General features: G+C 37.4%; 22 protein-coding genes and 2 pseudogenes. 19 read left to right on the forward strand and 5 right to left on the reverse strand.

The features are described from left to right. Positions 1 to 357 precede the first annotated feature (357 nt). The 3 genes from sdaAB to ABOA58_RS03780 all read left to right on the forward strand — a co-directional run bounded on the left by sdaAB (position 358) and on the right by ABOA58_RS03780 (position 3115). Positions 358 to 1020, forward strand: a complete 663-nt coding sequence (gene sdaAB / locus ABOA58_RS03765) for an L-serine ammonia-lyase, iron-sulfur-dependent subunit beta (RefSeq protein ID WP_054399153.1) — start codon at positions 358 to 360, stop codon at positions 1018 to 1020. A gap of 40 nt (positions 1021 to 1060) precedes the next feature. Next, positions 1061 to 1936, forward strand: a complete 876-nt coding sequence (gene sdaAA / locus ABOA58_RS03770) for an L-serine ammonia-lyase, iron-sulfur-dependent, subunit alpha (protein ID WP_096340651.1) — start codon at positions 1061 to 1063, stop codon at positions 1934 to 1936. Positions 1937 to 2578: 642 nt separating this feature from the next. Then, positions 2579 to 3115, forward strand: a complete 537-nt coding sequence (locus ABOA58_RS03780) for a DinB family protein (protein WP_350301270.1) — start codon at positions 2579 to 2581, stop codon at positions 3113 to 3115. A 179-nt stretch (positions 3116 to 3294) separates the two neighbouring features. On the opposite strand, the gene brnQ is transcribed toward ABOA58_RS03780, so the two are convergent. Next, the gene (gene brnQ / locus ABOA58_RS03785; RefSeq protein WP_101224771.1) at positions 3295 to 4629 is read right to left on the reverse strand and encodes a branched-chain amino acid transport system II carrier protein; all 1335 of its coding nucleotides are present in this window, start codon (positions 4627 to 4629) and stop codon (positions 3295 to 3297) included. Positions 4630 to 5010: 381 nt separating this feature from the next. On the opposite strand from brnQ, the gene ABOA58_RS03790 reads away from it, so the two are divergent. From ABOA58_RS03790 to ABOA58_RS03830, 9 genes are all read left to right on the forward strand, one after another. Next, positions 5011 to 5433 (forward strand): hypothetical protein, encoded by a 423-nt coding sequence (locus ABOA58_RS03790; RefSeq protein WP_350301271.1) that lies wholly within the window; start codon positions 5011 to 5013, stop codon positions 5431 to 5433. Between the two features lie 51 nt (positions 5434 to 5484). After that, entirely contained in the window at positions 5485 to 5715 is a 231-nt protein-coding gene (locus ABOA58_RS03795) for a hypothetical protein (RefSeq protein ID WP_350301272.1), read from the forward strand. Between the two features lie 603 nt (positions 5716 to 6318). Further along, positions 6319 to 7419 carry a GerAB/ArcD/ProY family transporter gene (locus tag ABOA58_RS03800; protein WP_350301273.1) on the forward strand — a complete coding sequence of 367 codons (1101 nt, stop codon included), beginning with the start codon at positions 6319 to 6321 and terminating at the stop codon, positions 7417 to 7419. 687 nt (positions 7420 to 8106) lie between these two features. Further along, the gene (gene speB, locus ABOA58_RS03805) at positions 8107 to 9048 is read left to right on the forward strand and encodes an agmatinase (RefSeq protein WP_350301274.1); all 942 of its coding nucleotides are present in this window, start codon (positions 8107 to 8109) and stop codon (positions 9046 to 9048) included. Positions 9049 to 9089: 41 nt separating this feature from the next. Further along, positions 9090 to 10457 (forward strand): APC family permease, encoded by a 1368-nt coding sequence (locus tag ABOA58_RS03810; protein ID WP_350301275.1) that lies wholly within the window; start codon positions 9090 to 9092, stop codon positions 10455 to 10457. A 43-nt stretch (positions 10458 to 10500) separates the two neighbouring features. Next, complete coding sequence (locus tag ABOA58_RS03815) at positions 10501 to 12144, forward strand: amidohydrolase (RefSeq protein ID WP_350301276.1); 1644 nt, start codon at positions 10501 to 10503, stop codon at positions 12142 to 12144. A 112-nt stretch (positions 12145 to 12256) separates the two neighbouring features. After that, entirely contained in the window at positions 12257 to 12835 is a 579-nt protein-coding gene (locus tag ABOA58_RS03820) for a TetR/AcrR family transcriptional regulator (RefSeq protein WP_350301277.1), read from the forward strand. A 584-nt stretch (positions 12836 to 13419) separates the two neighbouring features. Beyond that, positions 13420 to 13914: a DinB family protein gene (locus ABOA58_RS03825; RefSeq protein ID WP_350301278.1), complete on the forward strand. Its 495-nt coding sequence runs from the start codon at positions 13420 to 13422 to the stop codon at positions 13912 to 13914. A gap of 115 nt (positions 13915 to 14029) precedes the next feature. Further along, positions 14030 to 14254: a hypothetical protein gene (locus ABOA58_RS03830; protein WP_350301279.1), complete on the forward strand. Its 225-nt coding sequence runs from the start codon at positions 14030 to 14032 to the stop codon at positions 14252 to 14254. 28 nt (positions 14255 to 14282) lie between these two features. On the opposite strand, the gene ABOA58_RS03835 is transcribed toward ABOA58_RS03830, so the two are convergent. The 3 genes and pseudogenes from ABOA58_RS03835 to ABOA58_RS03845 all read right to left on the reverse strand — a co-directional run bounded on the left by ABOA58_RS03835 (position 14283) and on the right by ABOA58_RS03845 (position 17186). After that, positions 14283 to 14813, reverse strand: coding sequence for a PadR family transcriptional regulator (locus ABOA58_RS03835; protein ID WP_350301280.1), 531 nt, complete (start codon positions 14811 to 14813; stop codon positions 14283 to 14285). A 46-nt stretch (positions 14814 to 14859) separates the two neighbouring features. Beyond that, positions 14860 to 16041: a YhgE/Pip domain-containing protein gene (locus ABOA58_RS03840; protein ID WP_350301281.1), complete on the reverse strand. Its 1182-nt coding sequence runs from the start codon at positions 16039 to 16041 to the stop codon at positions 14860 to 14862. Positions 16042 to 16294: 253 nt separating this feature from the next. Further along, positions 16295 to 17186: pseudogene (locus ABOA58_RS03845) on the reverse strand (LysR family transcriptional regulator). 128 nt (positions 17187 to 17314) lie between these two features. Here ABOA58_RS03845 and ABOA58_RS03850 point away from each other — a divergent pair. The 3 genes and pseudogenes from ABOA58_RS03850 (at position 17315) to ABOA58_RS03860 (ending at position 18797) form a co-directional block, all read left to right on the forward strand. After that, a pseudogene (locus ABOA58_RS03850) lies at positions 17315 to 17894 on the forward strand (LysE family translocator). Positions 17895 to 18027: 133 nt separating this feature from the next. Continuing rightward, complete coding sequence (locus tag ABOA58_RS03855; protein ID WP_137018548.1) at positions 18028 to 18471, forward strand: cell wall hydrolase; 444 nt, start codon at positions 18028 to 18030, stop codon at positions 18469 to 18471. Between the two features lie 131 nt (positions 18472 to 18602). Beyond that, positions 18603 to 18797, forward strand: a complete 195-nt coding sequence (locus tag ABOA58_RS03860; protein WP_350301282.1) for a hypothetical protein — start codon at positions 18603 to 18605, stop codon at positions 18795 to 18797. Between the two features lie 111 nt (positions 18798 to 18908). Here the strand turns inward: ABOA58_RS03860 and ABOA58_RS03865 are convergent, their stop codons facing one another. Then, entirely contained in the window at positions 18909 to 19271 is a 363-nt protein-coding gene (locus ABOA58_RS03865; protein WP_350301283.1) for a hypothetical protein, read from the reverse strand. A gap of 369 nt (positions 19272 to 19640) precedes the next feature. Between ABOA58_RS03865 and ABOA58_RS03870 the strand changes: the two genes are divergently transcribed. The 4 genes from ABOA58_RS03870 to ABOA58_RS03885 all read left to right on the forward strand — a co-directional run bounded on the left by ABOA58_RS03870 (position 19641) and on the right by ABOA58_RS03885 (position 21728). Next, positions 19641 to 19799, forward strand: coding sequence for an SDR family oxidoreductase (locus ABOA58_RS03870; protein ID WP_350301284.1), 159 nt, complete (start codon positions 19641 to 19643; stop codon positions 19797 to 19799). 320 nt (positions 19800 to 20119) lie between these two features. Continuing rightward, a complete protein-coding gene (locus ABOA58_RS03875) occupies positions 20120 to 21211 on the forward strand; it encodes a GerAB/ArcD/ProY family transporter (protein ID WP_350301285.1) in 1092 nt (363 codons plus the stop codon). Continuing rightward, entirely contained in the window at positions 21208 to 21468 is a 261-nt protein-coding gene (locus ABOA58_RS03880; protein WP_350301286.1) for a hypothetical protein, read from the forward strand. The genes ABOA58_RS03875 and ABOA58_RS03880 overlap by 4 nt, the downstream gene beginning before the upstream one ends. Positions 21469 to 21497: 29 nt before the next feature. Next, positions 21498 to 21728: a hypothetical protein gene (locus ABOA58_RS03885; RefSeq protein WP_350301287.1), complete on the forward strand. Its 231-nt coding sequence runs from the start codon at positions 21498 to 21500 to the stop codon at positions 21726 to 21728. The last annotated feature ends 476 nt before the right edge of the window (positions 21729 to 22204 follow it).

Genomic DNA, 22204 nt, shown 5'->3' on the forward strand with positions numbered 1-22204 from the left:
CTACTATTAGCTGGTTTGCTTAAAAAGAAAAAATCGTGATCATGCAAGTGCTCACGACTTTTTGTCTACAAACTGAAAGTGCCACCAGGCTGCTTTTTTCATGCTTCACTACAAAGTTAATCATTTATGATTAATTATCTTTAAATACTGAAAAATCAAACATTGACATCTCGTTAAATAATAAAAATTTTGGTAGGTATGTTATGTAATATATGTTAATATGGGATATGCAATGAAAGGGTTTTCATTGCAGAAAAGATAAAAATATTTTAATATAGTAATTATGCCGCTTTTTGATTTTCATTTACCCTTAAAAGACGGTTAAAAAATATACTGCCAGAAATGGGGCATTACGCGATGAAATACAGATCTGCATTTGATATAATCGGTCCCGTCATGATTGGACCTTCAAGCTCACATACAGCAGGAGCTGCCAGAATTGGCAGAGTAGCACGAACATTATTCGGAAAGCAACCGAAGAAAGCCATTATTTCTTTATATGGTTCTTTTGCAAAAACTTACAGGGGACACGGTACGGATGTTGCTGTCGTAGGTGGGATATTGGATTTCGATACGGATGATGAACGAATTCCTGCCTCTTTAACGATAGCGGAAGAAGCCGGTATGGACGTTTCCTTTACAATCGAGGATACTGTGATGGATCATCCTAATACAGTCAAAATCAGACTGTTCGACGAAGATAAAGAATTGGAACTTGTTGGGATCTCGATTGGTGGCGGAACGATAGAAATAACGGAGCTGAATACGTTCAAGCTTAAATTGTCGGGTGAAAACCCAGCCATTTTAGTTGTGCATAACGATGTGTTTGGAATCATATCTTCCGTTTCGACAGTATTGGCGAATCATGAAATTAACATTGGCCATATGGAAGTTTCACGGAAGGAAAAAGGTCAAATGGCCCTCATGGTGATTGAAGTCGATCAGAAAATCCAGAGCGATGTCATGAAGGAAATTGAAGGATTGGAAAATGTGTCGCAAGTCATAAGGATGGTTGAATGATCATCATTAAAAGTGTTGGCATAGATATGGAGGTACAAACATGTTCCGAAATGTAGCAGAGTTGGTTGAACTTGCTGAAAGTAAAAATGTAAAAATCGCGGAAATCATGATTTTACAAGAAATGGAGTTCTCGGGCCTGTCGAGAGAACAGATTATTGAAAAGATGGACAGGAATTTGACAGTGATGGAACAAGCGGTGGAAAGAGGTCTGAAAGGTGTGCAATCCGTGACAGGCCTAACGGGCGGAGATGCCGTTCTTTTGCAAAATTATATCAAGTCGGGCAAGGCACTGGCCGGTAATTTATTATTGGATGCCGTCAGTAAGGCTGTTGCAACGAATGAAGTGAATGCAGCAATGGGAATGATTTGTGCCACTCCGACTGCAGGTTCTGCTGGTGTTGTTCCCGGTACATTATTTGCCGTGAAAGAAAAATTAAACCCGACCCGGGCAGAGATGATTGAATTCCTTTTCACTTCCGCTGCTTTTGGATTCGTGGTTGCAAACAATGCTTCCATTTCCGGAGCGGCTGGTGGCTGCCAAGCAGAAGTGGGCTCGGCAAGTGGAATGGCCGCAGCTGCGATAGTGGAACTGGCCGGCGGTACACCAAGCCAAGCCGCAGAAGCGATGGCGATCACTTTGAAAAATATGCTTGGATTGGTTTGTGATCCAGTGGCTGGATTGGTTGAAGTTCCTTGCGTGAAACGTAACGCAATGGGTGCATCCAACGCGATAACGGCAGCTGATATGGCACTTGCAGGCATTACGAGCCGCATTCCATGTGACGAAGTTATCGATGCCATGTATAAAATAGGATTGACCATGCCGGTTGCACTTCGTGAAACGGCAGAGGGCGGCCTTGCGGCGACTCCTACTGGGCGTAGATTGGCAAAGGAAATTTTCGGTTCATATAAATAAACATTCAGTCCCATTAACAACAGGTTTGTTAATGGGATTTTTAATTTGTCTTAAAAAAACAACTCCAACTCCTCAACCTGCCCAAAAATAAGATTATTTTTTAGTGAGTGAAAAAAGGAAATTAGAGGAAAATGGAGGGATTTGGCGTTTATGGACACGGAGATGGAAACAGTCGTTAAAAAATCTGAATTATCAGTGAATATGGGGCCGTAGCAACTTTGTGAGTTATCACTTTCAATGATAAGATGAGTACGAAATTCACTATGGGAAGGATTGATTCTTCATTAATTTTCTCGAATTAACGTACACGTCGGCAATGGAAAAAGCGATGTTTCAGGCTCATGGAATCGGCTATGCACTATATGCTCAAAAACTGGAGCAGCGCATGATGGTTGAACAAGAACGGGAACAGGATTATCTAAAAAGCAGGCGTATATCAGACGAGATGAGAGCCAATCTTTTTTTGGGGAGTTAATTTCGAAGATATCGAATAACATAAAACGAAAAAAATCATGAACAAGCGAAAGAGCAATCTTAAAGATTGCTCTTTTTGTCCTGCTCTAAAGGGTAATTTTCTATTTTAAAGGAGGAGACAACACTTTTAAATAGAATGTATGTTGATGAAGAGGAGGATTGATCTTAGTGGAGAGAAGAGCATTACTGGTATCTGCATTACCGGGATATGAAGAAGAAATTGGGCGGTGGCTATGGTGTTTGGAGGATGTTCGCCGTACGCTTATAACGAAATTGACTGGAATCAGCCAAAATATACTTGATACGAAAATCGATGAAAGGCAAACGATTGGCTCGATGTTATATCACATAGCTCTGATAGAGGCAGATTGGTTATACGAGGAGGTCCTTGTTTCGGAATGGGATTCGGAAATACGCGCGTTGTTTCCATTAGGATGCCGTGCCGAAGATGGCTCCCTAAACCACATTGAAGGACAAACATTAGAAGAACATTTCTACCGCCTCAATAAGGTGCGTGAAGTATTTCTTTCAAACTTTCGCACAATGGACCTAACGGATTGGCGCAAACCGAGGGTACTTGAACAATATGACGTTACGCCTGAATGGGTCGTTTACCATTTGGTTGAACATGAATCACATCATCGAGGACAGATTTTTCAGTTGTTGAAGAAATTACGGAATGAAATAGAAGTTAAAGAAATGTGATTCTTTAATGGCCTACTATCCATATCAGTTTGTCGACAAATCTGCCGAATAACTGCTTGGCAGGCGATCGGCGGATAGGGAGCGGATTTCTGAAACGTTTGTCAAAGAAAAAAACTGTAGGCAAACTCGCTTTTCTTCGAATTTGTCTACAGTCAATATTCCTGGTCTGATTTATATCATTAATCTATTTGGTGATTGAATTTCGACTTTAAGACGCTGCTGGCATACCCAATGAATCCTCCAACAATGGCAGGGATGACCCATCCTAGTCCTGCCTCATACATAGGAAGTATTGCAGTGAAGAAATCATTGATGAATGAAATGTGTACACCTGCTCCATTTAATCCATCAAATAAACTGACGATGAATGTTAAAAGTAAACTGCCTTGATAAACTTCAGGTCTTCCTTTAAATAAAGAATGAAGAAATGTTAGGAAAATCAAAACAATGGCCAATGGATAAATGGCTGTCATAACAGGTACAGAAATGGCAATTAACTCGGTTAGTCCAATATTGGCAATGATTGCACTGAATATGGATAAACTTATGGCAATCGTTTTGTAAGGCAGATTTGGGAAAAGCTTATGGAAGTATGTCGAGCAAGATGTAATGAGTCCTACGCTTGTCGTTATGCAAGCCACTGTGATCATTAATCCTAATAATAGCCCACCATATGCTCCAAAGTAGTAATCCGAGACTTTCGCCAAGACAATGCCTCCATTATCCAAGCGTCCAAGTTCCCCAACGCTTGAAGCACCCATATAAGAGAGAGCTGTATAAATGGTGGCAAGGATAACAGCCGCAATGGCAGTTGCTTTCCCGCAAACGATCATTATTTGTTTTTTTGTTTTAGCACCTTTTTCTTTGATGGCATTAATGATGATGATGCCAAAAACAAAAGATGCAAGAGTATCCATGGTTAAATAACCTTCTCTGAACCCATTGAAAAATGGTTGAACCATATAGTGCTCTGCAGGTGCTTGAAAATCTCCAATTGGATTAACGAAGGCGACTACCACCAGGATTCCAATGAATGTCAACTTGATGGGTGTTAAAACTTTCCCCACAATTTCGACAATTTTCGCAGGATTGAGCGAAAGAAGGCACGAAACTGTAAAAAAGATGATGGTGAAAATAAGTAAAGGCAATGGACCTGAATCTTCAGGCAAAAATGGTTTTACACCGATCTCAAAAGAAACGTTTCCTGTTCTAGGCATTGCGAATAAAGGACCAATGGCTAAATAAAGGACGGTTGTGAATACAATACCAAAGACTGGATGGACACGGCTCGCTAATGATTGTAAGTCATCTTTTCCAGAAAAACCGAGTGCCAGCACACCAAGTAACGGTAATCCTACTCCTGTGACCAAAAACCCTGCATTTGCTGACCAGATATTCATACCTGCTGATTGACCAAGCATTGGCGGAAAAATTAAATTCCCTGCCCCAAAGAAAAGGGCAAACAACATGAACCCAATCACTACTATAAATGAAGATGGAACCTTATTAGACAAAATAAACCCTCCGAAAAAACCAAAATTTGCTATTTTAGAAAATTATTAAATTTTCTAAAAATTATATACACATTAATACTAAGACCGTATCGTATTATAACTAAATTAAATTGATATTTCAATATATTTTTTGTTTTTTATTATTTAACTTGAATGATCAGTGGTCCGCCCTTACCTTATTTTGAACATCTAAGAGCTGCTCATACTAATGAAATTCATTTGAACAAATGAAATTTAAACGGAAATGAGGGTGCAAAAATTAATAAATTTCTTAGCTTTTTGTTGTTTATCGCAGTGTTTTCATGTATAGGTGCATGTAACAAGGAAGTGGTCAAAGAAAAAGGTGAAATTACAGAGAGGAGCCTTGTTAAAGAGGGAAATGTGGTCAAATTGGGAGAGGCAGAAAAGTTATTTAAAGGCTATTATACTGCACGATATACCATTAATGATCCAGCCAATCCTCCAACCTTTGATGAAATTGCAGGTAATATTAAAGGATATTTATCAGAAGATGAATATAATGCCCAAATTCTTAACCGTTTTTATTCAATGCCTGCACTGGTAGCCAAAGAAATCAATAAAAGCATTGAAGTGCAAAGTGTGAAGCTTGAAGAACAAAGCATAAATGAAGATGGCACAGTAGATTACACATACACAACTGTATTTAAGATTTATGACGAGAATTCATCCAAGACTTATGAGAAAGAAGGAGAGCTCACGATAACCATCATAGATAATGAATTAAAAGTCACCCGTGATTGGAGCAGAGGGATAAAAATTGACGGTTTAGATGGCGGACTTTAATTGAATTTTGCTGTAAATTTGGGGAGGGAACAGTGAAGGAGGTGTTTAAGAATGGGAGTATTTTTTGAAAAAATACTAGGATTGTTTTTTGAAAAACGGAAACAAAGCAAAAAAGATGTTTTGTTACTAATTTCCATATTCGCGCTTTCTATCTTGAATGTGGTGGAGTATATCACGGATATGGACTTATTTTGGTTATCTGGTGTTGTATTAATTGCAATCATTGTTCTATCGGCATCCCTATATTTTGAAGGAAAAAGAAACAGGGAAAATGAACATTAAAATTCGTTTTTTGTGAAGCGGACGTTAGGTTAAATGTTGTTGTTTAATCAAAAAAATAAAATGACGTTAAAATAACAATTATTACTTTTATTAGTGACAGGTACTTCAATAAGGGAGCTGCTTTGGCCGCTTGAGTTTGTAGACAAAAGGGGTTTATCTAAATTTCAAAACAAAGTGGATGGGAACGGAAGGTGCGAGACTCCTGCGGGAAAAGCCGTCGAGGGGAGACCCCGCAGGCGCAAGGCGCCGAGGAGGCTCCCGGACCGCCCGCGGAAAGCGAGTGCCTGGAGTGGAAATCAGCGTTCGGGGTTTTATAAACCAAATAAAAACTGAGAAAAACTTAATTTTCAAAGAGTTTGTCTACAGTCTGGGCTGCTTATGCAGCTCTTTTTTATGGAGCTATTGGGGCAGCTATACTCCCGGAATAAGGTGGAATTATTAGAAAGTAAATCGAAGCTCTAAGGTATCCTATCAACGGGAGTGAAAAATAACATGTACTCAGCAGGGTTTGTATATTCTTCTTCTGTCAATAATGGTTATGGAATCAGAATTTCTGCCGTTTGTATATAACTTACCGTTTTGTCGTGAAAGGAACTTATGAAAATGCTCGAGAAGGGTAAAATCGGAAGCCGTCAACTGACGATATTAGTGATTTTATATACGCTTGGAGATTCTATATTAGTCATTCCCTCCATTGTCGCTTCTGAAGCTAAACAAGATGGTTGGATTTCGGGTATTATAAGCGTGGCAATAGCACCGTTATTGGTTGTTTTTATATATGATGCTTTAAGGAAATGCTATCCTGATTTAACATTAGTGGAATACAGCCAAAAAATTCTGGGTAAGTGGCTGGGAATAGTAATTTCTCTTTTATTTATAAGCTACTTTTTTATAACCACAGCGACTTATTTGAGTGAAATTGGGGATTTTATGATAACTCATATTATGCCTGATACCCCAATTCAAGTGATCATGATTCTTTTTATGAGTGTCGTCCTCATGGCCGCACGTCTCGGTTTGGAACCCTTGGCCCGAAGCGCGGAAATATTTTTTCCTTTTGTTGTATTACTTGTATCAACATTGATGATTCTTCTACTTCCTGAGATTAAATTTCAAAATCTGCACCCCGTATGGGAGGGAGGATTGAAACCGGTTATAAGGGGATCTATACCATTTATTGTCTTTCCGTTTATTGAACCGGTTGCGGTTCTAATGATACTCCCGTTCGTGAGTCAAAAAAACAGAATAAGAAAAAGCCTTTTTGTCGGTCAATTGTTGGCTGGAAGTGTTTTGATCATTATAACCATGTTAGCCATTCTTGTACTTGGTACAGAGTTAACAGCGAGACAAAATTATCCAATCTATATGTTGGCTAAGAAAATAAATATCGCTGATTTCCTGACGCGGCTGGAAGCAATACTAGCCATAATATGGTTCATCACCATTTTTATTAGATTTAGTTTGTTTTTTTATGTGACCGTTTTAGGTCTGGCACAAACGTTAAAATTGCAGGATTATCGTCCTCTGGTTTTTCCGTTTGGTATCCTTTTGATTGCCTTTACATTGATTATGACACCTAATATCGTCCATTATAGTAAATTCATTTCAGAAATCTGGCCGTTTTATGCTATTACATTCGGGTTTCTGCTTCCATTGATATTACTAATAATCGCCAAAGTTAAGAAAAATGATCGACGTAACTAAGGTCGTGTCTTATTTGTTAAGATACCTGTGTATAATTCTATTAGAAACTCAGGTGTTATTCCATTAAAGGGCGCAATTCTTTAATAAAGCATGCCTTCCTTAATGAACTAATGGGTGCTTTTTTACTTCAATAAGGGAGCTGCTTATGCATCTCTCAGTTTGTCGACAAAAGGGGTTTACCTAAAATTTCAAAACAAAGTTGATTGGAACGGAAGGTGCGAGACTCCTGCGGGAAAAGCGAGTCGAGGAGGCTCCCGGACCGCCCGCGGAAAGCGAGTGCCTGTAGTGGAAATCGACGTTCGAGGTTTTATAAACCCACAAACAAACTTGATTTTCATTGAATTTGTCTACAGTCTAGGAGCTGCTTAGCAGCTTTTTTTCTTATGAAGCTATAGGGGCAGGTTGGTGTAACAAGAATAGTTGGCTTTAATTTAATAGAGGCAGGATTGAAAGATAAGGCTACTTTGATCAAAAAGTGGATTTGATAGACAATAAAAAATAGTTTGACTTTTTTAACAACTATGTTTATATTTGGTTTAATACTAACTACCGTTAGTTAATATGGTTCAAAAAGTAGGTGTTAGAAATAAAAAGTAATCTAATGAATTATTAGTTGTAAGCGATTACAATATGTGGTTGTAAAATTTGTATGAAATGATCTTTATTTAAAACCAGGAGATGATACTTATGAAATATCCACTTACACCAGATGTAAAGCCAGAGTTTTGTACAACAGGAACCTTTATGCGTTTACCTTCTCAAAAGCATGATGCAAAGCTGGCAATTGTGGGTATGCCTTTTGATACAGCTGCTTCTTTTAGGGTGGGAGCCAGGTTTGCTCCTCAAGCCATTCGCCAAGCATCCATGACCCTGTTTCCTTATCATCCTATTCATAAGGTATATCCTTTTGAACAATTGAATGCCATTGATATAGGGGATATCCCTGTTATTCCCCATAATATTCATCGAAGTTATGATCTAATGAAGGAATCCATTTTTGAATTGATGTCCAAAGGGGTCATACCTATTGGATTAGGGGGAGATCATTCTGTCACTTTAGCTAGTTTACGAGCTGCGGCAAAGGTATATGGCCCAGTAGCCATGATTCATTTTGATTCTCATACAGATACTTGGGATACATATTATGAGGAAAAATATTGGCATGGATCTCCATTTATTCGTGCACACGAAGAAGGTTTGCTGCAGGCAAATAAAGTATTTCAAGTAGGAATCCGAGGTACGCTAAACCACTCTGGAGATTTACAGGCAAGTCTTGATTTAGGTTATCGTTTGATTACAACTGGTGAACTTTCCAATCGCGGATTTGAAGATGTTTTGAAAGAGATTAGAAAAACCATAGGCAACACACCTTGTTTCTTGACATTTGATATAGATTTCGTTGATCCTTCTTTTGCTCCAGGTACAGGTACACCTGAAATAGGTGGTTTTAGCAGCTTTGAAACACTTAAAATGATTCGTGCCCTAACTGACTTTAACTTTATAGGATATGATGTGGTTGAAGTGCTGCCATCATATGATCCAAGTCAAATCACTTCACTTTTAGCAGCAACACTTGTACATGAGTTTGCCAGCCTTGCAGCATTAAGTACGAAAGAAGTCAATCAATAAAAAGTAGTCATTACATTTGATAAAGGAGGCAGCTCTTTGCGATGAAAGGATTACCCGAGCTTAAGCGTTCACTGAATACAAGATATGTTATTGTATTTGGACTTTCCTTTATGGCGCCTGTGACAGTCTTTAGCACATATGGTATCGCCATTGATCGTACCCAGGGAATGATTCCGACAGCATACATAATTGCTTTAATTGTCATGCTATTCACTTCATATAGTTACGCAAAAATGGTTCAGGTTTATCCCACTACCGGTTCAGCTTATACCTTTGTGCAGAAAGGAATTAATTCACACCTTGGTTTTCTCGTAGGATGGGTAATTTTATTTGATTATCTTTTCAGTCCTATGATCAGTGCATTACTTTTTGGGATTATGGTGAATGCTTACTTCCCTGGTATTCCTATCATTGCCGTTATCATTTCTTTTATTATAGGTGTGACTACCATTAATATTTTTGGGATTAAGGTTGCTGCAAATGTGAATACCTTTTTGGTAATATTTCAATTTCTTTTTATTATTATCTTCAGCCTGCTTTGCATAAATGGGCTTTTAGCAGGAAAAGGTACCGGGGAGTTGTTTTCTAAGGATCCTTTTTTTAGTCCTGACGTAAATTTTAATAATCTGCTCTCGATTGTACCTCTATTATGTTTTAGTTTTCTTGGGTTTGATGCGGTTACTACATTAGCTGAAGAAACCAAAAATCCGAAAAAAACACTTCCTAAAGCTATTTATGCTACGACATTGATCGGGGGGATATTATTTGTTGCATCTACCTATTTTGCACAATCCATTTTCCCGAACTTCAATGCTTTTAAGAAACCGGATACAGCTATAGTCGATATCATGATTTATACCGGGGGTAATTTTCTGAATAGTTTGTTTATTTCAGTTGTAGTGACATCTGCTACTGCTTCTGCAATAGCTTCAGGAGGCAGCGGAGCCAGGATTTTATATGCAATGGGGAGAGATAATGTTCTGCCTAAGAGGATATTCGGATATGTTTCTCCAAAATTTCAAACGCCCATATTCAATATCCTACTCATTGCTTGTGTTGCAATGAGTGCCGTATTTTTGGATATCGCAACAGCTACTTCTTTCATTAATTTTGGAGCACTGTTTGCTTTTACATTCGTTAATCTTTCAGTGTTTATCCATTATTTTGTGAGGCAGAAGCAGAGATCGCCTAAAAGTATCGTTTTATATTTACTTCTTCCCTTAATAGGCACCGGTATAACCATATTGTTCATGACAAAGTTAGATATCCATTCTTTAGTATTAGGGATTACTTGGATGGCAGTAGGATTCATATATTTATTGTACTTAACAAAAATGTTTAAGGAACGTCCTCCTGAACTGAATTTTGCAGAGCAAAAAGAAGAACTCGATGTAAAACTAGTGCAATGATCAGTTACTGTTTTATTATTTTGAATGAAAAGAGGTAAACTCCATGACTATTAAAAAAGCAGATATTGTTCTTTCCAGTGATGCTATTTTTACAGGGCTTGCACATGAGCCGACATCTGGTGCAATTGCTATCTTAGGTGACAAAATTATGAGTGTAGGATCAAAAGCGGAGATTGAATCTTTTATAGGAAGTGAGACAAAAGTATTTAACTATGGAAATCAATTAATTTTGCCTGGATTTCATGATTTTCATCTCCATATCATGTTTAGTGCACTAAGTTTAAATAGTGTTAATTTATTTGAAGCCAGGTCAGCTCAAGATGTAGCTGCAAAAGTACTGGGATTTTCTAAAGATTGTTCTGAGGAAGAATGGATTATTGGCATGCAATGGGACGCAGGTTATTGGCATGATAAACAAGAGCCCCATTATAAAATTCTTGACGCTGTCATTCCAGATCGTCCTGTCGTTCTTTTTCATGCTGAAGGTCATTATACATGGGTGAACAGTAAGGCCATGGAATTAGCAGGAGTTACTGAGGATATACGTAATCCGGATTTTGGTCGCTATGAAAGAGATAAGAATGGTTTACTTACTGGAATTTTATATGAAGACGCCCAGCAAATCGTCTTAAAAGAGGCATTGCGATTAACACAAAATAAAAAAGAAAAGATATTAAAGGAGTTTTTACGATTATTATCCCGATATGGAATTACTTCTGTAAACGATTTGTTTGCGCCAATAGATTACTTCCTTCAAGACTATGACCTTTTTGAGAAATTGGATAAGCAAGGAGGATTAACGACTAGATTTCATATCACTCCTGAATTGGATGGCAATTTGGACAAAGCTCAAATACTGAGAAATAAATATGAATCAAAGAAACTACAATTCTCAGGATTAAAGCAATTTGTTGATGGAACAGTCACGGGTCATACCGCTTACTTCCTGAAACCTTACTCCGATCAATTGGATATCTGTGGTCATCCAGCTCTAGATCCAGAAGTATTGATTGATCGAGTTGTTAAAGCGGATGAACTTGGATTTAGAATCAGGTTTCACGCTATTGGAGATGCGGCAATTCGTTTAGCTTTAGACGCTTTTGAAGAAGCTGTACGCAAGAATGGAAAAAGAGACTCAAGGCATACAATAGAACATATTGAAGTAATCGATTCGGATGACATTGAACGTTTTTCAAAACTGGGGGTCATTGTCTCCATGCAGCCTGATCACATGGCTGCTTCATCAAGAGAGGTATATTCTTCAATAATAGGTTCTGAAAGGGAAAAAAATGTTTTCCTGACGAAGTCGCTTTTAAATTCAGGTGCGTCTTTAGCTTTAGGAACAGATTTTCCGGTTTCCATCTCATTAAATCCAATGCGGCAAATATATACTGCCATTACAAGAATTGATAGCAGCGGAGATCCACAAAACACATGGCATCCTGAACAAAAGCTCACTTTGGCAGAGGCATTGCAAGCATATACATACGGCTCAGCCTATGGATGTTTCAGGGAGCACGAGCTAGGTACAATAGAAGAGGGGAAACTTGCTGATCTTGTGGTTTTAGACAGAAATCTATTTGATATTCCAGAAAGTGAAGTGCTCAAAACTAAAGTGGTACTTACAATAAACGATGGGGAAGTTGTGTATAAAAGCGAAGAAACTTCTTTATCAAGCATATTCTAATTCTTATCTTTTAGAGAAAAGAACTATGTTCCAAGGTGTCAAATATTTAGTTTAAAAAAGGAAATGAGTTTATAATGAAATTAACTAACGTTGGATAGTTTGGAGGCTCATTATGACAAAAAATGAAATTAAAAACATTTCCTTAACACTTTTTACTAAGTACGGATACGAGGGAACTGCTTTATCGGAAATTGCCAAGAGGGTAGGTATACAAAAACCCTCAATATATAACCATTTTAAAAATAAGGATGATCTTTTCTTGTGTCTGTTTGAAGAAATTCTGGAAGAGCATATACAACAGGTCGAACAATTTGTCGAAGAAATAAATACACTCTCTTCTGAAGAAAAGTTAAAGCATATCCTTCTTGATACTTGCAACTATTATAAAAACCATGAAGATAAAGCAACTTTTTTAAAGAGGGCCATGATCTTTCCGCCGGAACATTTGAAGCACATCTTAAATGAAAGTTTCCTTAGATCCGAAGAATCATTTTCCGCTATCTTACATGATATCTTTGTCGAAGGAATCGACAAAAAAGAAATACGCCAAGGGAAAATCGAGAACTTAATCATGTCCTACTTCTGTTTGATTGATGGGATATTCATGGAATTTTCTTATTATGGTAAAGAGAATATGGAACCTAGAATTCAGTATATATGGGAAAATTTTTGGTATGGACTAAGTGGATGATACATTCAAACAGTTCATGCTCTAAAAACTATCAAATAGGTGTACTTGCTCATACACAGTCTCCCTTGGATTCGCGTTTCCCGCAGGAGTCTCGCGCCTTCCGTTCCAATCAAATTTGTTTTAAAAGATAGAACTCCTTTTGTCTACAATTTTTTTGAGTCGGTGTAAAAATTAGATTTCCACTCCAGGCACTCGCTTTCCGCGGGCGGTCCGGGAGCCTCCTCGGCGCTTTTGCGCCTGTGGGGTCTCCCTTGGATTCGCGTTTCCCGCAGGAGTCTCGCGCCTAATAATCGAAGTCTCTTCCAATACCCTGAAATTGGTAAATTCCCATCAAACATCTAAAAGATAACTTTACGATTACCAAAATGGTCAGTTGTTCTTTCTCAGTTAACACAACTTATGATAAACTGGTATTATCAGAATTTTCCAAATAACAGAACGTTCATTGTTCCGTTAAAGGGCCAGTTTAATTGAACAAGGAATTGGCATGACACCTTGGTTAGTTAGTTATCTAAAACACGTCGAAAATGAATGTTGACCAAAGGGATTATCTATCAAAGGGATTAAATTGGAGGGAATAGAAAATGGAAGTAAAGACCCTTTTGTTACAACAATGGGCAAGCTGCTTAGATGAAGAAGACTGGTTTCCACCACTTGAAAAAGTGCTAGAGGATATTACTTTTGAACAGGCAATTTGGAAACCAGCTGATGGGGCAATGAATTCCATTTGGGAATTAGTTTGTCATTTACTCTTCTATGAAAAGAGATTTCTGATGCGGTTTCTTGGTGAAACAGAGAATGAACCACAGGCAGAAAATAATACATCTACATTTCGATTACCAACTGAGACGTTAGAAAATTGGAAAGAAACAAAACAAGAATACTTTTATGTTCATCGTGAACTTGGAAAAATACTAGCAAAATCAGAACATGAAGATTTGTATAGACAGGTCCCGGGAGAAGATAATTCATTAGTGCTTGAACTGAAGAGTTTAGCCATGCACGACGCATATCATATTGGGCAAATCGTATTCCTTAGTAAAATGCAAGGAGCTTGGCCAGGGAAACGCAGCTTTTAAAAATGCTTCATTAGCTTTACAGTTATTCCATTATAGGGAGCTTTAATGGAATAAGAAAGGGAACGTCCAAATCGGACGTTCCCATATTTTATACCTAAAAAGAAGCCCTCATTGGATGAAGAAATTTGCGACACTCCTGCTGAATAACTGGCTAGTCGAAACCCCACAGACGCTTGGCAGGCAATCGGCGGAAAGGGAGCGGATTTCTGAAATCAACTCGAAATTGTCTACAGAAAAGCTATGTGAATATAAGATTCCACATAGCTTTTATTTTTGGTTATGCGCTTGTGCTAATTTCTGTGCATTCGGCGTAGTACTTCCATCTACTCTTTTAATCTAAAGTTTGGAACGCCTGTCAAAAAGTAAACTCACAATTCCTTTGTCTTAATCCTTTCGATTAACTCTTCAAACCAAGATATTGTGTGATCTGTTCTGGTCGAAAAATAACCAGCCAAAAATTCACGAATATTCTCGTTGCCTTTAGGTTCTGGCTCGAAATTCCCAAGCTGCTCCCAAATAGCCATGATGGACTTTATTTTTCTTTCTAATATATCTACTACTTTATCCCGGTCCACATACTTGATGTTGGCTAAACCTACAATCATATCCTTGATTTCATCCGCATTTTCAAATAATTTATAGATTTTTTTTGGTAGTTCTTCGCGACCCTTATCCGTAATCGCAAATACTTGTTTATCAGGCCGATGTTCTTCTTTTATCACTTCAACTGGCTCGACTAAACCTTGTTTCACCAATGATTCAAAATGGTAGTACAGTTTACTTTCCGTTAATCCGCCCAGGCGATCCAATGGAATGGGTTCTGAAAGCTGCTTTTTTAATTTATAAGGATAATTTTTATCCTCCATCAGCTTGCTCAATATAAAAATTTGAATAGACATTTTCTACGCTCCTTTAAGAAGTATTATCTCCTTATTGTAGCAAAACCTAAGCTGTGATTTCTGCCGCTTTCTTTTCAACTTCTGTTTCAGAAACCTGTTCTGGCATTGGTTTTTGTAAAAACGCGACAATAGCCATATTAATTAACATCGCAACGGCACCAACCGCAGCCATCGACCAAATATACGGACTTGGACTGATGCTGCCAAATAGGTTTGCAAAGTACGCTTGCACCGAGTAATACATCGGTGAAATGTGGCTCATCCATTCATATGGTAAATGCATCATATCACGTGTGATAGTGGCACCATTCGCTATTGTTTGCATTAATAAAATCGGTAAGTTTAAAATCATGCCGCCTTCACCAAATAAGAAGATTAAAATCGCGGTGAAATTAAAACATACCATATAGTTTAGTATTTGTTGACCTACTATACCGAAGAATAGGTCACCGCTCGGCTTGTCAATTAAATATGCTACACCTACAGCGATGATTGATGAAACCACTGCAATCAATAAGGCAGCCATTTGCACATAAGTGAATAACCGTGTTTTGCTTGCTTTTCCCCGGCTGGCTCTAAATGCACCTACTAATTGCATCGCTCCGATCATCGCCCCTACATAACCGGCCATTGTTAAGAACATAGGCAGCATATTATGATTCATGCCATCCGGTATTTCGTTGATTGTAACCACATTTCCTACATAGGATTTCTCAATCTTTTCGGCTAATTCAGCGGCTTGCTTTTCTGGTACATTAAAGTTCATCAATACGCCCTGAGCTGTTTGCTGGGAGAATTGTGTGCTTAACTGACTGTTAATTTCAGTTACGATCGCATTCATGGTAGAAGAAACGACTGTTGCCCCTGCCTCATTGATTGTAAAGTCGATGCTTGATGACGCTTCACCTTTTTGCATATTTTCAGAGAAGGTTTTTGGGATGTGAACGACTAATGCTAAATCATTGTGCTCCAAATCTTTTAAGGCTTGTTTATTTGTTATATCCGTCTTGATTTCTTTAAAGGGTAAATATTCTTGTAAATTTTCGGCGATCATCGCCCCATTTTTACCAGCATCATCATTGATGATGGCGATAGGTAATTTATCGACATTTCCTGGAATGGCTGTATAACCGGGCAAGAAGATGCCTAGCATGGCAACTGCATAGAAAATCCCCATAAAGATTGCCGCAGTTGCACCTCTTGTTTTTAAGAATGCAGTAAATTTCATATGTTGAATCCATCCTTTTGATTTAATTTCAGTATATCACTCAATTCAAAGTACTCAAATTAGAGTAGTTTAAAGGGAGTACTTTGAATTTTATTTTATTTTTTTCATAAAGTCAATCGAAAAATTTTATGTATATGAAAAAACTCCCAACAAAGCAGAACGTCAAAACATCTGCTTTGTTGGAAGTAACTAATAGGGAGGGGGTTCATTTGGATTCCTTCGGCACTTCTCTGGCTATCAAAATGACCACGATTTAGATACTCATTTTCTCAGTGTCATTAAACCTGTTTAATACAACTTCAACAAAAGCCTCTACTGCTGGAGACAGCCATTTCTTCTTTTTTATCAGCATATAGGAATAAATGGGATCGAGATTTTCTGAATGACTAAGGATTTTAAGCTTGCCGCTCTCCACTTCAGCTTTCACTGTAATATAAGGCAAAACCGAAAACCCAAGTCCGCTCATGACAATCTGTTTGATTGCTTCAATACTCCATAACTCCATTATCCATTTCATGCTTTAATAAATATTTTTCAAACATGGTCCGATAACTGCAGCCTTCTTCATTTGTGATGAAGAAATGGTTGGTGTTCGTGCCGATATTTTTATATGCATCAAAATGATCAGGACCGTCAGGACTGCTCACAAGAACGATTTTCTCCTCAATCAAAGAATAATGAATGCATTTTTTCGGTTTTATTTTCGGATATACCATTAAAGCGACATCAACCCGCCCGCTTATTAAGTCAATTTGGTTTTGGCTACATGGACCGTTGGTTAATATGATTTTGACATCAGGATATTTCAAGGAAAAATCCCTTATTATTGGACCTAACCTGGAGATTGTTAAAGACTCCGGTGCAGCCACTTTTAAAACACCTTTAACTTCGTTCGTGCAACGCATGTTCTTAATCTGTTCGTGAGTGGAAAGTAAATCTTCCGCTAACGGTATTAAGTCTCTGCCTAGAGCAGTAAGCTGCACATTTCTATTTGCATAAGTGAAAATTTCCCCGCCAATCTCATGTTCGAGCGCCTGAATATGTGAAGTTATCGTGGATTGAGTATAGCCCAACTTCGAAGCAGCCCTTGTATAACTTCCTATTTCGACAATAGTCTGAAATGTTTTAAGGTGTCTAATTTCCATATCGTTCTCCTTAAGTTGGATGATGTATCGAAAAAAATGATAATGAATTTTTTATTTTCAATTTAGTTAGTTATAGTCATCTTACAATAAAGACTGTTCGTTAGGAAATTGTGAATGAAGGTGAGATTATGAGTATAATAGCGTTTCTTTCATATGTGATGATTACATCGATTACACCTGGTCCAAGTAACATCTTATTGATGAATGAAGCAAGGAGGTTTGGCTTTTTTGGGTCATGGAGGTTCACTAGCGGCATTTTGGCAGGATTTGCAGTATTAGGGATCATGAGCGGAGTATTTACAACAAGCCTCTACAGTTGGATGCCTATCGTGGAGCCATATTTTAAAATTGCCGGTGCCGCATATCTTCTTTACTTAGCTTGGCAGATTAGTATGCACAAAGGTTCAAAGAAGGAATCCAGAGATGTGCAGTCTTCTTTTTTATCAGGCTTCATTCTTCCAAATCATCAATGTAAAAAGCATTTTGTTCTATTTAACCGTTTTGAGTGCGTTTATTTTACCGTTTAATGAGTCGCTTAAATTCGTTGCTATATATTTAGCTTTAACGATTTTTCTGGGATGGCTGGCATTGCTTCTATGGTCAGGATTCGGCTCGCTTTTCAAAGATTTTTTTGCTAAACATGACAAGTCATTTCGGTTAATTATGTGCCTATTATTGATTTACTCTGCCGGTACAATTTTTCTGTGAGTACTCAAAAAGTAGCTGTCTATAAGTTCTTATCTTACTAAAAACGGTAAGCTTTAAAAATTAAGCAGTCTTAATTTATGAACAATGACATTAATGAAGTCTTTTTTTCATACGATATTTTTGGGGTGAAAAAATGGCAAGAGTAAGTTATCGAAGTTCAGACGTTGACTTAATGGCAAGGATGATGAGAGCAGAAGCCGAAGGTGAAGGAAAACAAGGGATGTTATATGTTGGAAATGTAATTGTTAATCGTCTTAAAGCGAATTGTATAGATTTTATAGATTTAAGAACAATTCCACAGGTCATTTATCAAGTACAAGGAGGAAATTATTCTTTTGAAGCAGTTCAAAAAGGTAATGTATTTTATCAAAGAGCAAGATCTGCTGAAAAAAGATTAGCAAAACAGAATTTGGATTATTGGAGAGAACACCCAGGTAAATATGCCCTTTGGTATTTTAATCCATATGCCCCGTGCCCGCCAACATGGTACGATCAACCTTTTGCTGGTCAATTTAAAAATCATTGTTATTATGAACCAAAACCTGGAACATGTGCAAGTGTTTATACCGGAGGTTGACTGGGAGTTATTATTTCATTTCAAGGAGCTGATCAGCAGCTCCTTTTTTTATATGCAACAATCGGGCATTTCAAAAAGGAGATTTGTGGTAAAATATAGTAAAAAATGGATTGCTTTATGGGGGATTTTTAGTGGAGGTTATTATATTTCTTGTTTATTTTACTATTGGGTCATTCATTCTCTATATAGTTATTGAAACAGCAGTAAGAAAAGGAATTGACAATTCAATTATCGGTCAATTTCTTGAAAAAAAGTATGGAGTTAAAGAAGATAAAAAGTCTTTTCTTGATGATGATTTAGATAATGAAAATAAAACGGATCATTAAAATAAGGGAGGTTGCTGCGGCAACCTTTTTTTAGTGGGGATTTTTTAAAAAATAAATTCAAAGACAACAATTGTCTTAGTCAAACAGGCGCCAGTTTGTGGAACAGCACACCTATTCAGCGTCTTTCCGAGGGCGACGAAATTCTCCGTAGTAGACCTTCCGCTTTTCTGGTTCGGATTCAATATTTTCAATGAAAGCTGTTTTGGCTTCCTCCATTAACATCGCCTTTAAATTCCCAAGCTTTATTGGTCCCACTCCTGGCAACTTATCAGGTATAAGAACTTCGAAATCACCCTGCCGTTTATAAAAACGAATGCTGCCAAGACCCGTTCTTTCGACTTTCCCCAAGGTATATGCGAATTCAAATCGTTGCTGAATGAATGAGGATAACTCAGGCAGCCCTAAACCTTCATAGAGGGGAGGGAATTCATGATAAACTGGAGGTTCTTTGAATGATATTGAAGAGATCTTCAAATGCATACTCCTCCTTTGGTGGAATAAAGTCAGACAGACGTTGCCTATATTATTGTGCTATGGGGCGTTTTTTTAAACATCCTTACAGTGATCGTGCTTTCCTGTAACCAGGAACAGTGCAGTTTTTATTAGGTCCGCATCGGCACTTTCCTTATACTACAATATCAACTATACAATCAATATTCCTAAGCTCGCCGAATATTATATAAATCAAGATAGTTATAAATCTATTAAATTTGGGTGCTAAAGTTCCATATGTAATAGCAATAAATCTTTAGCAAACGTGCGCGATTCTTAATAGGATCGCTTTTTTTATTGAACTAACGGGACACCTCAATAAGAAGTCTATGGTATGGTGAAACTGAAGAAGTGAAAAATGCTCTAGCTGCACAGCATATGCGGGAAAAGCTTATTCAACCGAAGCAAGTAGCTAGCGTAGTTACGTTCTTGTTTAGTGAAGGGGCAAGTGCAATTAATGGTCAAACAATTCCTGTTGACGATGGTTTCCTAAGCTTCAAATCTAAGTAAGAATTCTTAAAAAAAGACTTAACGGTGTGAATTTTTTACACCGTATTTTTATGTGAATGATAGTGAATTAGCTTTCAATTGAGAAGCATACCTAAGATTTTTAGATCTTAGAAGAGAAGGTTAATGGTTGTAGAATTAATACCATATTCTATATAAGAATGGAACCTTCCTTTCAGTTGTTGTTGAAATCCTAATAATTTTAGAGCAGTCGCGAGATTGTGATTAGTGTACTTAACGTTTATATTTTTTTGAATAAATTAATCCTGTAAAAGCCAGATTATTAACATAGGAAATACGAGTGATGTAAATGAGGGTCCTGTATGAACCAAGCTGGTGTGAATGAAAAGTATAAGGTATCGCCATTTTATGTGTTATTTTTAGTGCACTCCATGCAAATAGGATTAGGCGTGTTGAGCTTTCAAAGAGAATTAGCTAAGGCGACGGGAACGGATGGTTGGATTTCGATAATCCTAGCCGGACTGATCGTTCATATATTAATTTGGGTGATATATAAGATTTTTAGCTTTGTTCCTGGTGATATCATTTCTGCTAATAATCTTGCATTGGGTAAATGGATAGGGAATTTCTTCAGTCTCTTATTCATTCTTTATTTTTTTATCCTTGGAATGACGATCATTATCGGCTATATAAATGTCATTCATGTTTGGATGTTTGAAGAGGTACCTTCTTGGGCGTTAGCTTTGGTTTTCCTGATCCTGATTTATTATATAAATACGGGGGGGTTCCGAACCATTACGGGTATTGCCTTTTTAACTGTAATCGTTTCATACTGGCTTTTATTTGTACCATTATATGGTTTTAAATACGCTGAGTTCACCGGTTTTCTTCCCATTTTCGATCATACGTTAATGGAAATAATGAAAGGAACTAGAAGTACATCATTATCAATGCTAGGTTTTGAAATGATCCTGATGTATTATCCGTTCATCAAAAATCCTGAAACATCACAAAAATATGCTCATGGAGGAGCCTTGGCAACTACGTTATTGATCTTATTGATTTATTTTGTTTCGACAGTCTTTTATTCACAGAAACAGTTGGTCCTTACCCTATGGCCAACACTGACAATGACCAGTACTATTGAATTGCCATTTATTCAACGGTTCGAATACATAACTGTTTCTTGGTGGTACATCGTTATCATACCTAACATGGTCATTCCTTTGTGGGCTGCCAGCAGGGGTGTCAAGCGCTTATTCAATGTCCAGCAAAAGTATCCCTTATGGGCAATGTCCATAATCATACTGCTTGTCAGTATATTTTTTTTCGATATTGATTCCTTATATGTATTAAATAAAATAATCAATCCATACAGCGTGGGCTTCCTTGTTTTATACTTACCTCTTCTTTTTGTTTTATTAAGCATAAAAAAAGCGAGGAAACGTTTATGACAAATTATCATTTATATAAATATATTACTCAGACTGTAGACAAACTTGAAGAAAAGAGAGTTTGCCTGCACTTTTTCATATTAAAAAACGTTCCAGCTGATTTCAGAAATCCGCTCCCTTTCCGCCTAATGTCTGCAAAGCCTCACCAAAGCAAGCGTCTATTTTTAAATGAGCTATTACAGAACTTCAATCATCTTAGTTTAGGTCAAATTCACAATAAGTCTTATGGAGGTAACGGGGCTGAATTAGAGGTATAATTTTATAAAAGCTCACAGGTGGTGGGAAGATGACTTTAAAAGAGTTTATTGAGTTCCAAGAAGGTATAGCAATCGGGGAAGAATATTCATTTACATATCAAAATGAAGAATATTGGATAAGCCAAAATCCAGGTGCATATTATCTTACACGAGTCAGAGGTTCCTATACTCAAGTGTTTGGAGCATCTGAGGCTCTTTTTAAAAATGGAACAATCGAAGGAAGACTTCTTTCAGAAATTTATATGGATATTGAGTGGTAATATAAATCGTTAATATGTTCTTGTTGAACTAACGGGTGCGTTAGCTGAAAATCGGAGCTGTCTTTAAGGCAGCTTTTTCTTATGGAACTATCGGGGCAGGATAGTTGCATAAGATGATACAATGTTATTTAGCAGATGTTGCAGCAAGAGCGATAGTATTTTTCATACTCTAAATAATTTGGAAGTGAGTAAAAGATGTATTTATTTTTTTTGATATTGGTGGTTATTACTGGAATTGTCTCAATTGTTGATATTGTTTTGGGATTAAAAGATATTAACGAAGGAATAAAACTGTTAGTGAATTTGTCTAATGTTTTATTTTTTGTTTCTTTGCTATTTTTTGTGATTAAAAGTGGAAAAAGCTATAAGCATAAAAATAGACCCCTTTGAGGAACGGCAATTAGGTGGGTCTATCTTACTTTTAAGCCAACCTTTAGGGGTTGGCTATTTATAACTTCAATAAGAGAGTTGCTTTG

Origin of the sequence: Peribacillus frigoritolerans, assembly GCF_040250305.1 — a bacterium.
Classification (GTDB): domain Bacteria; phylum Bacillota; class Bacilli; order Bacillales; family DSM-1321; genus Peribacillus.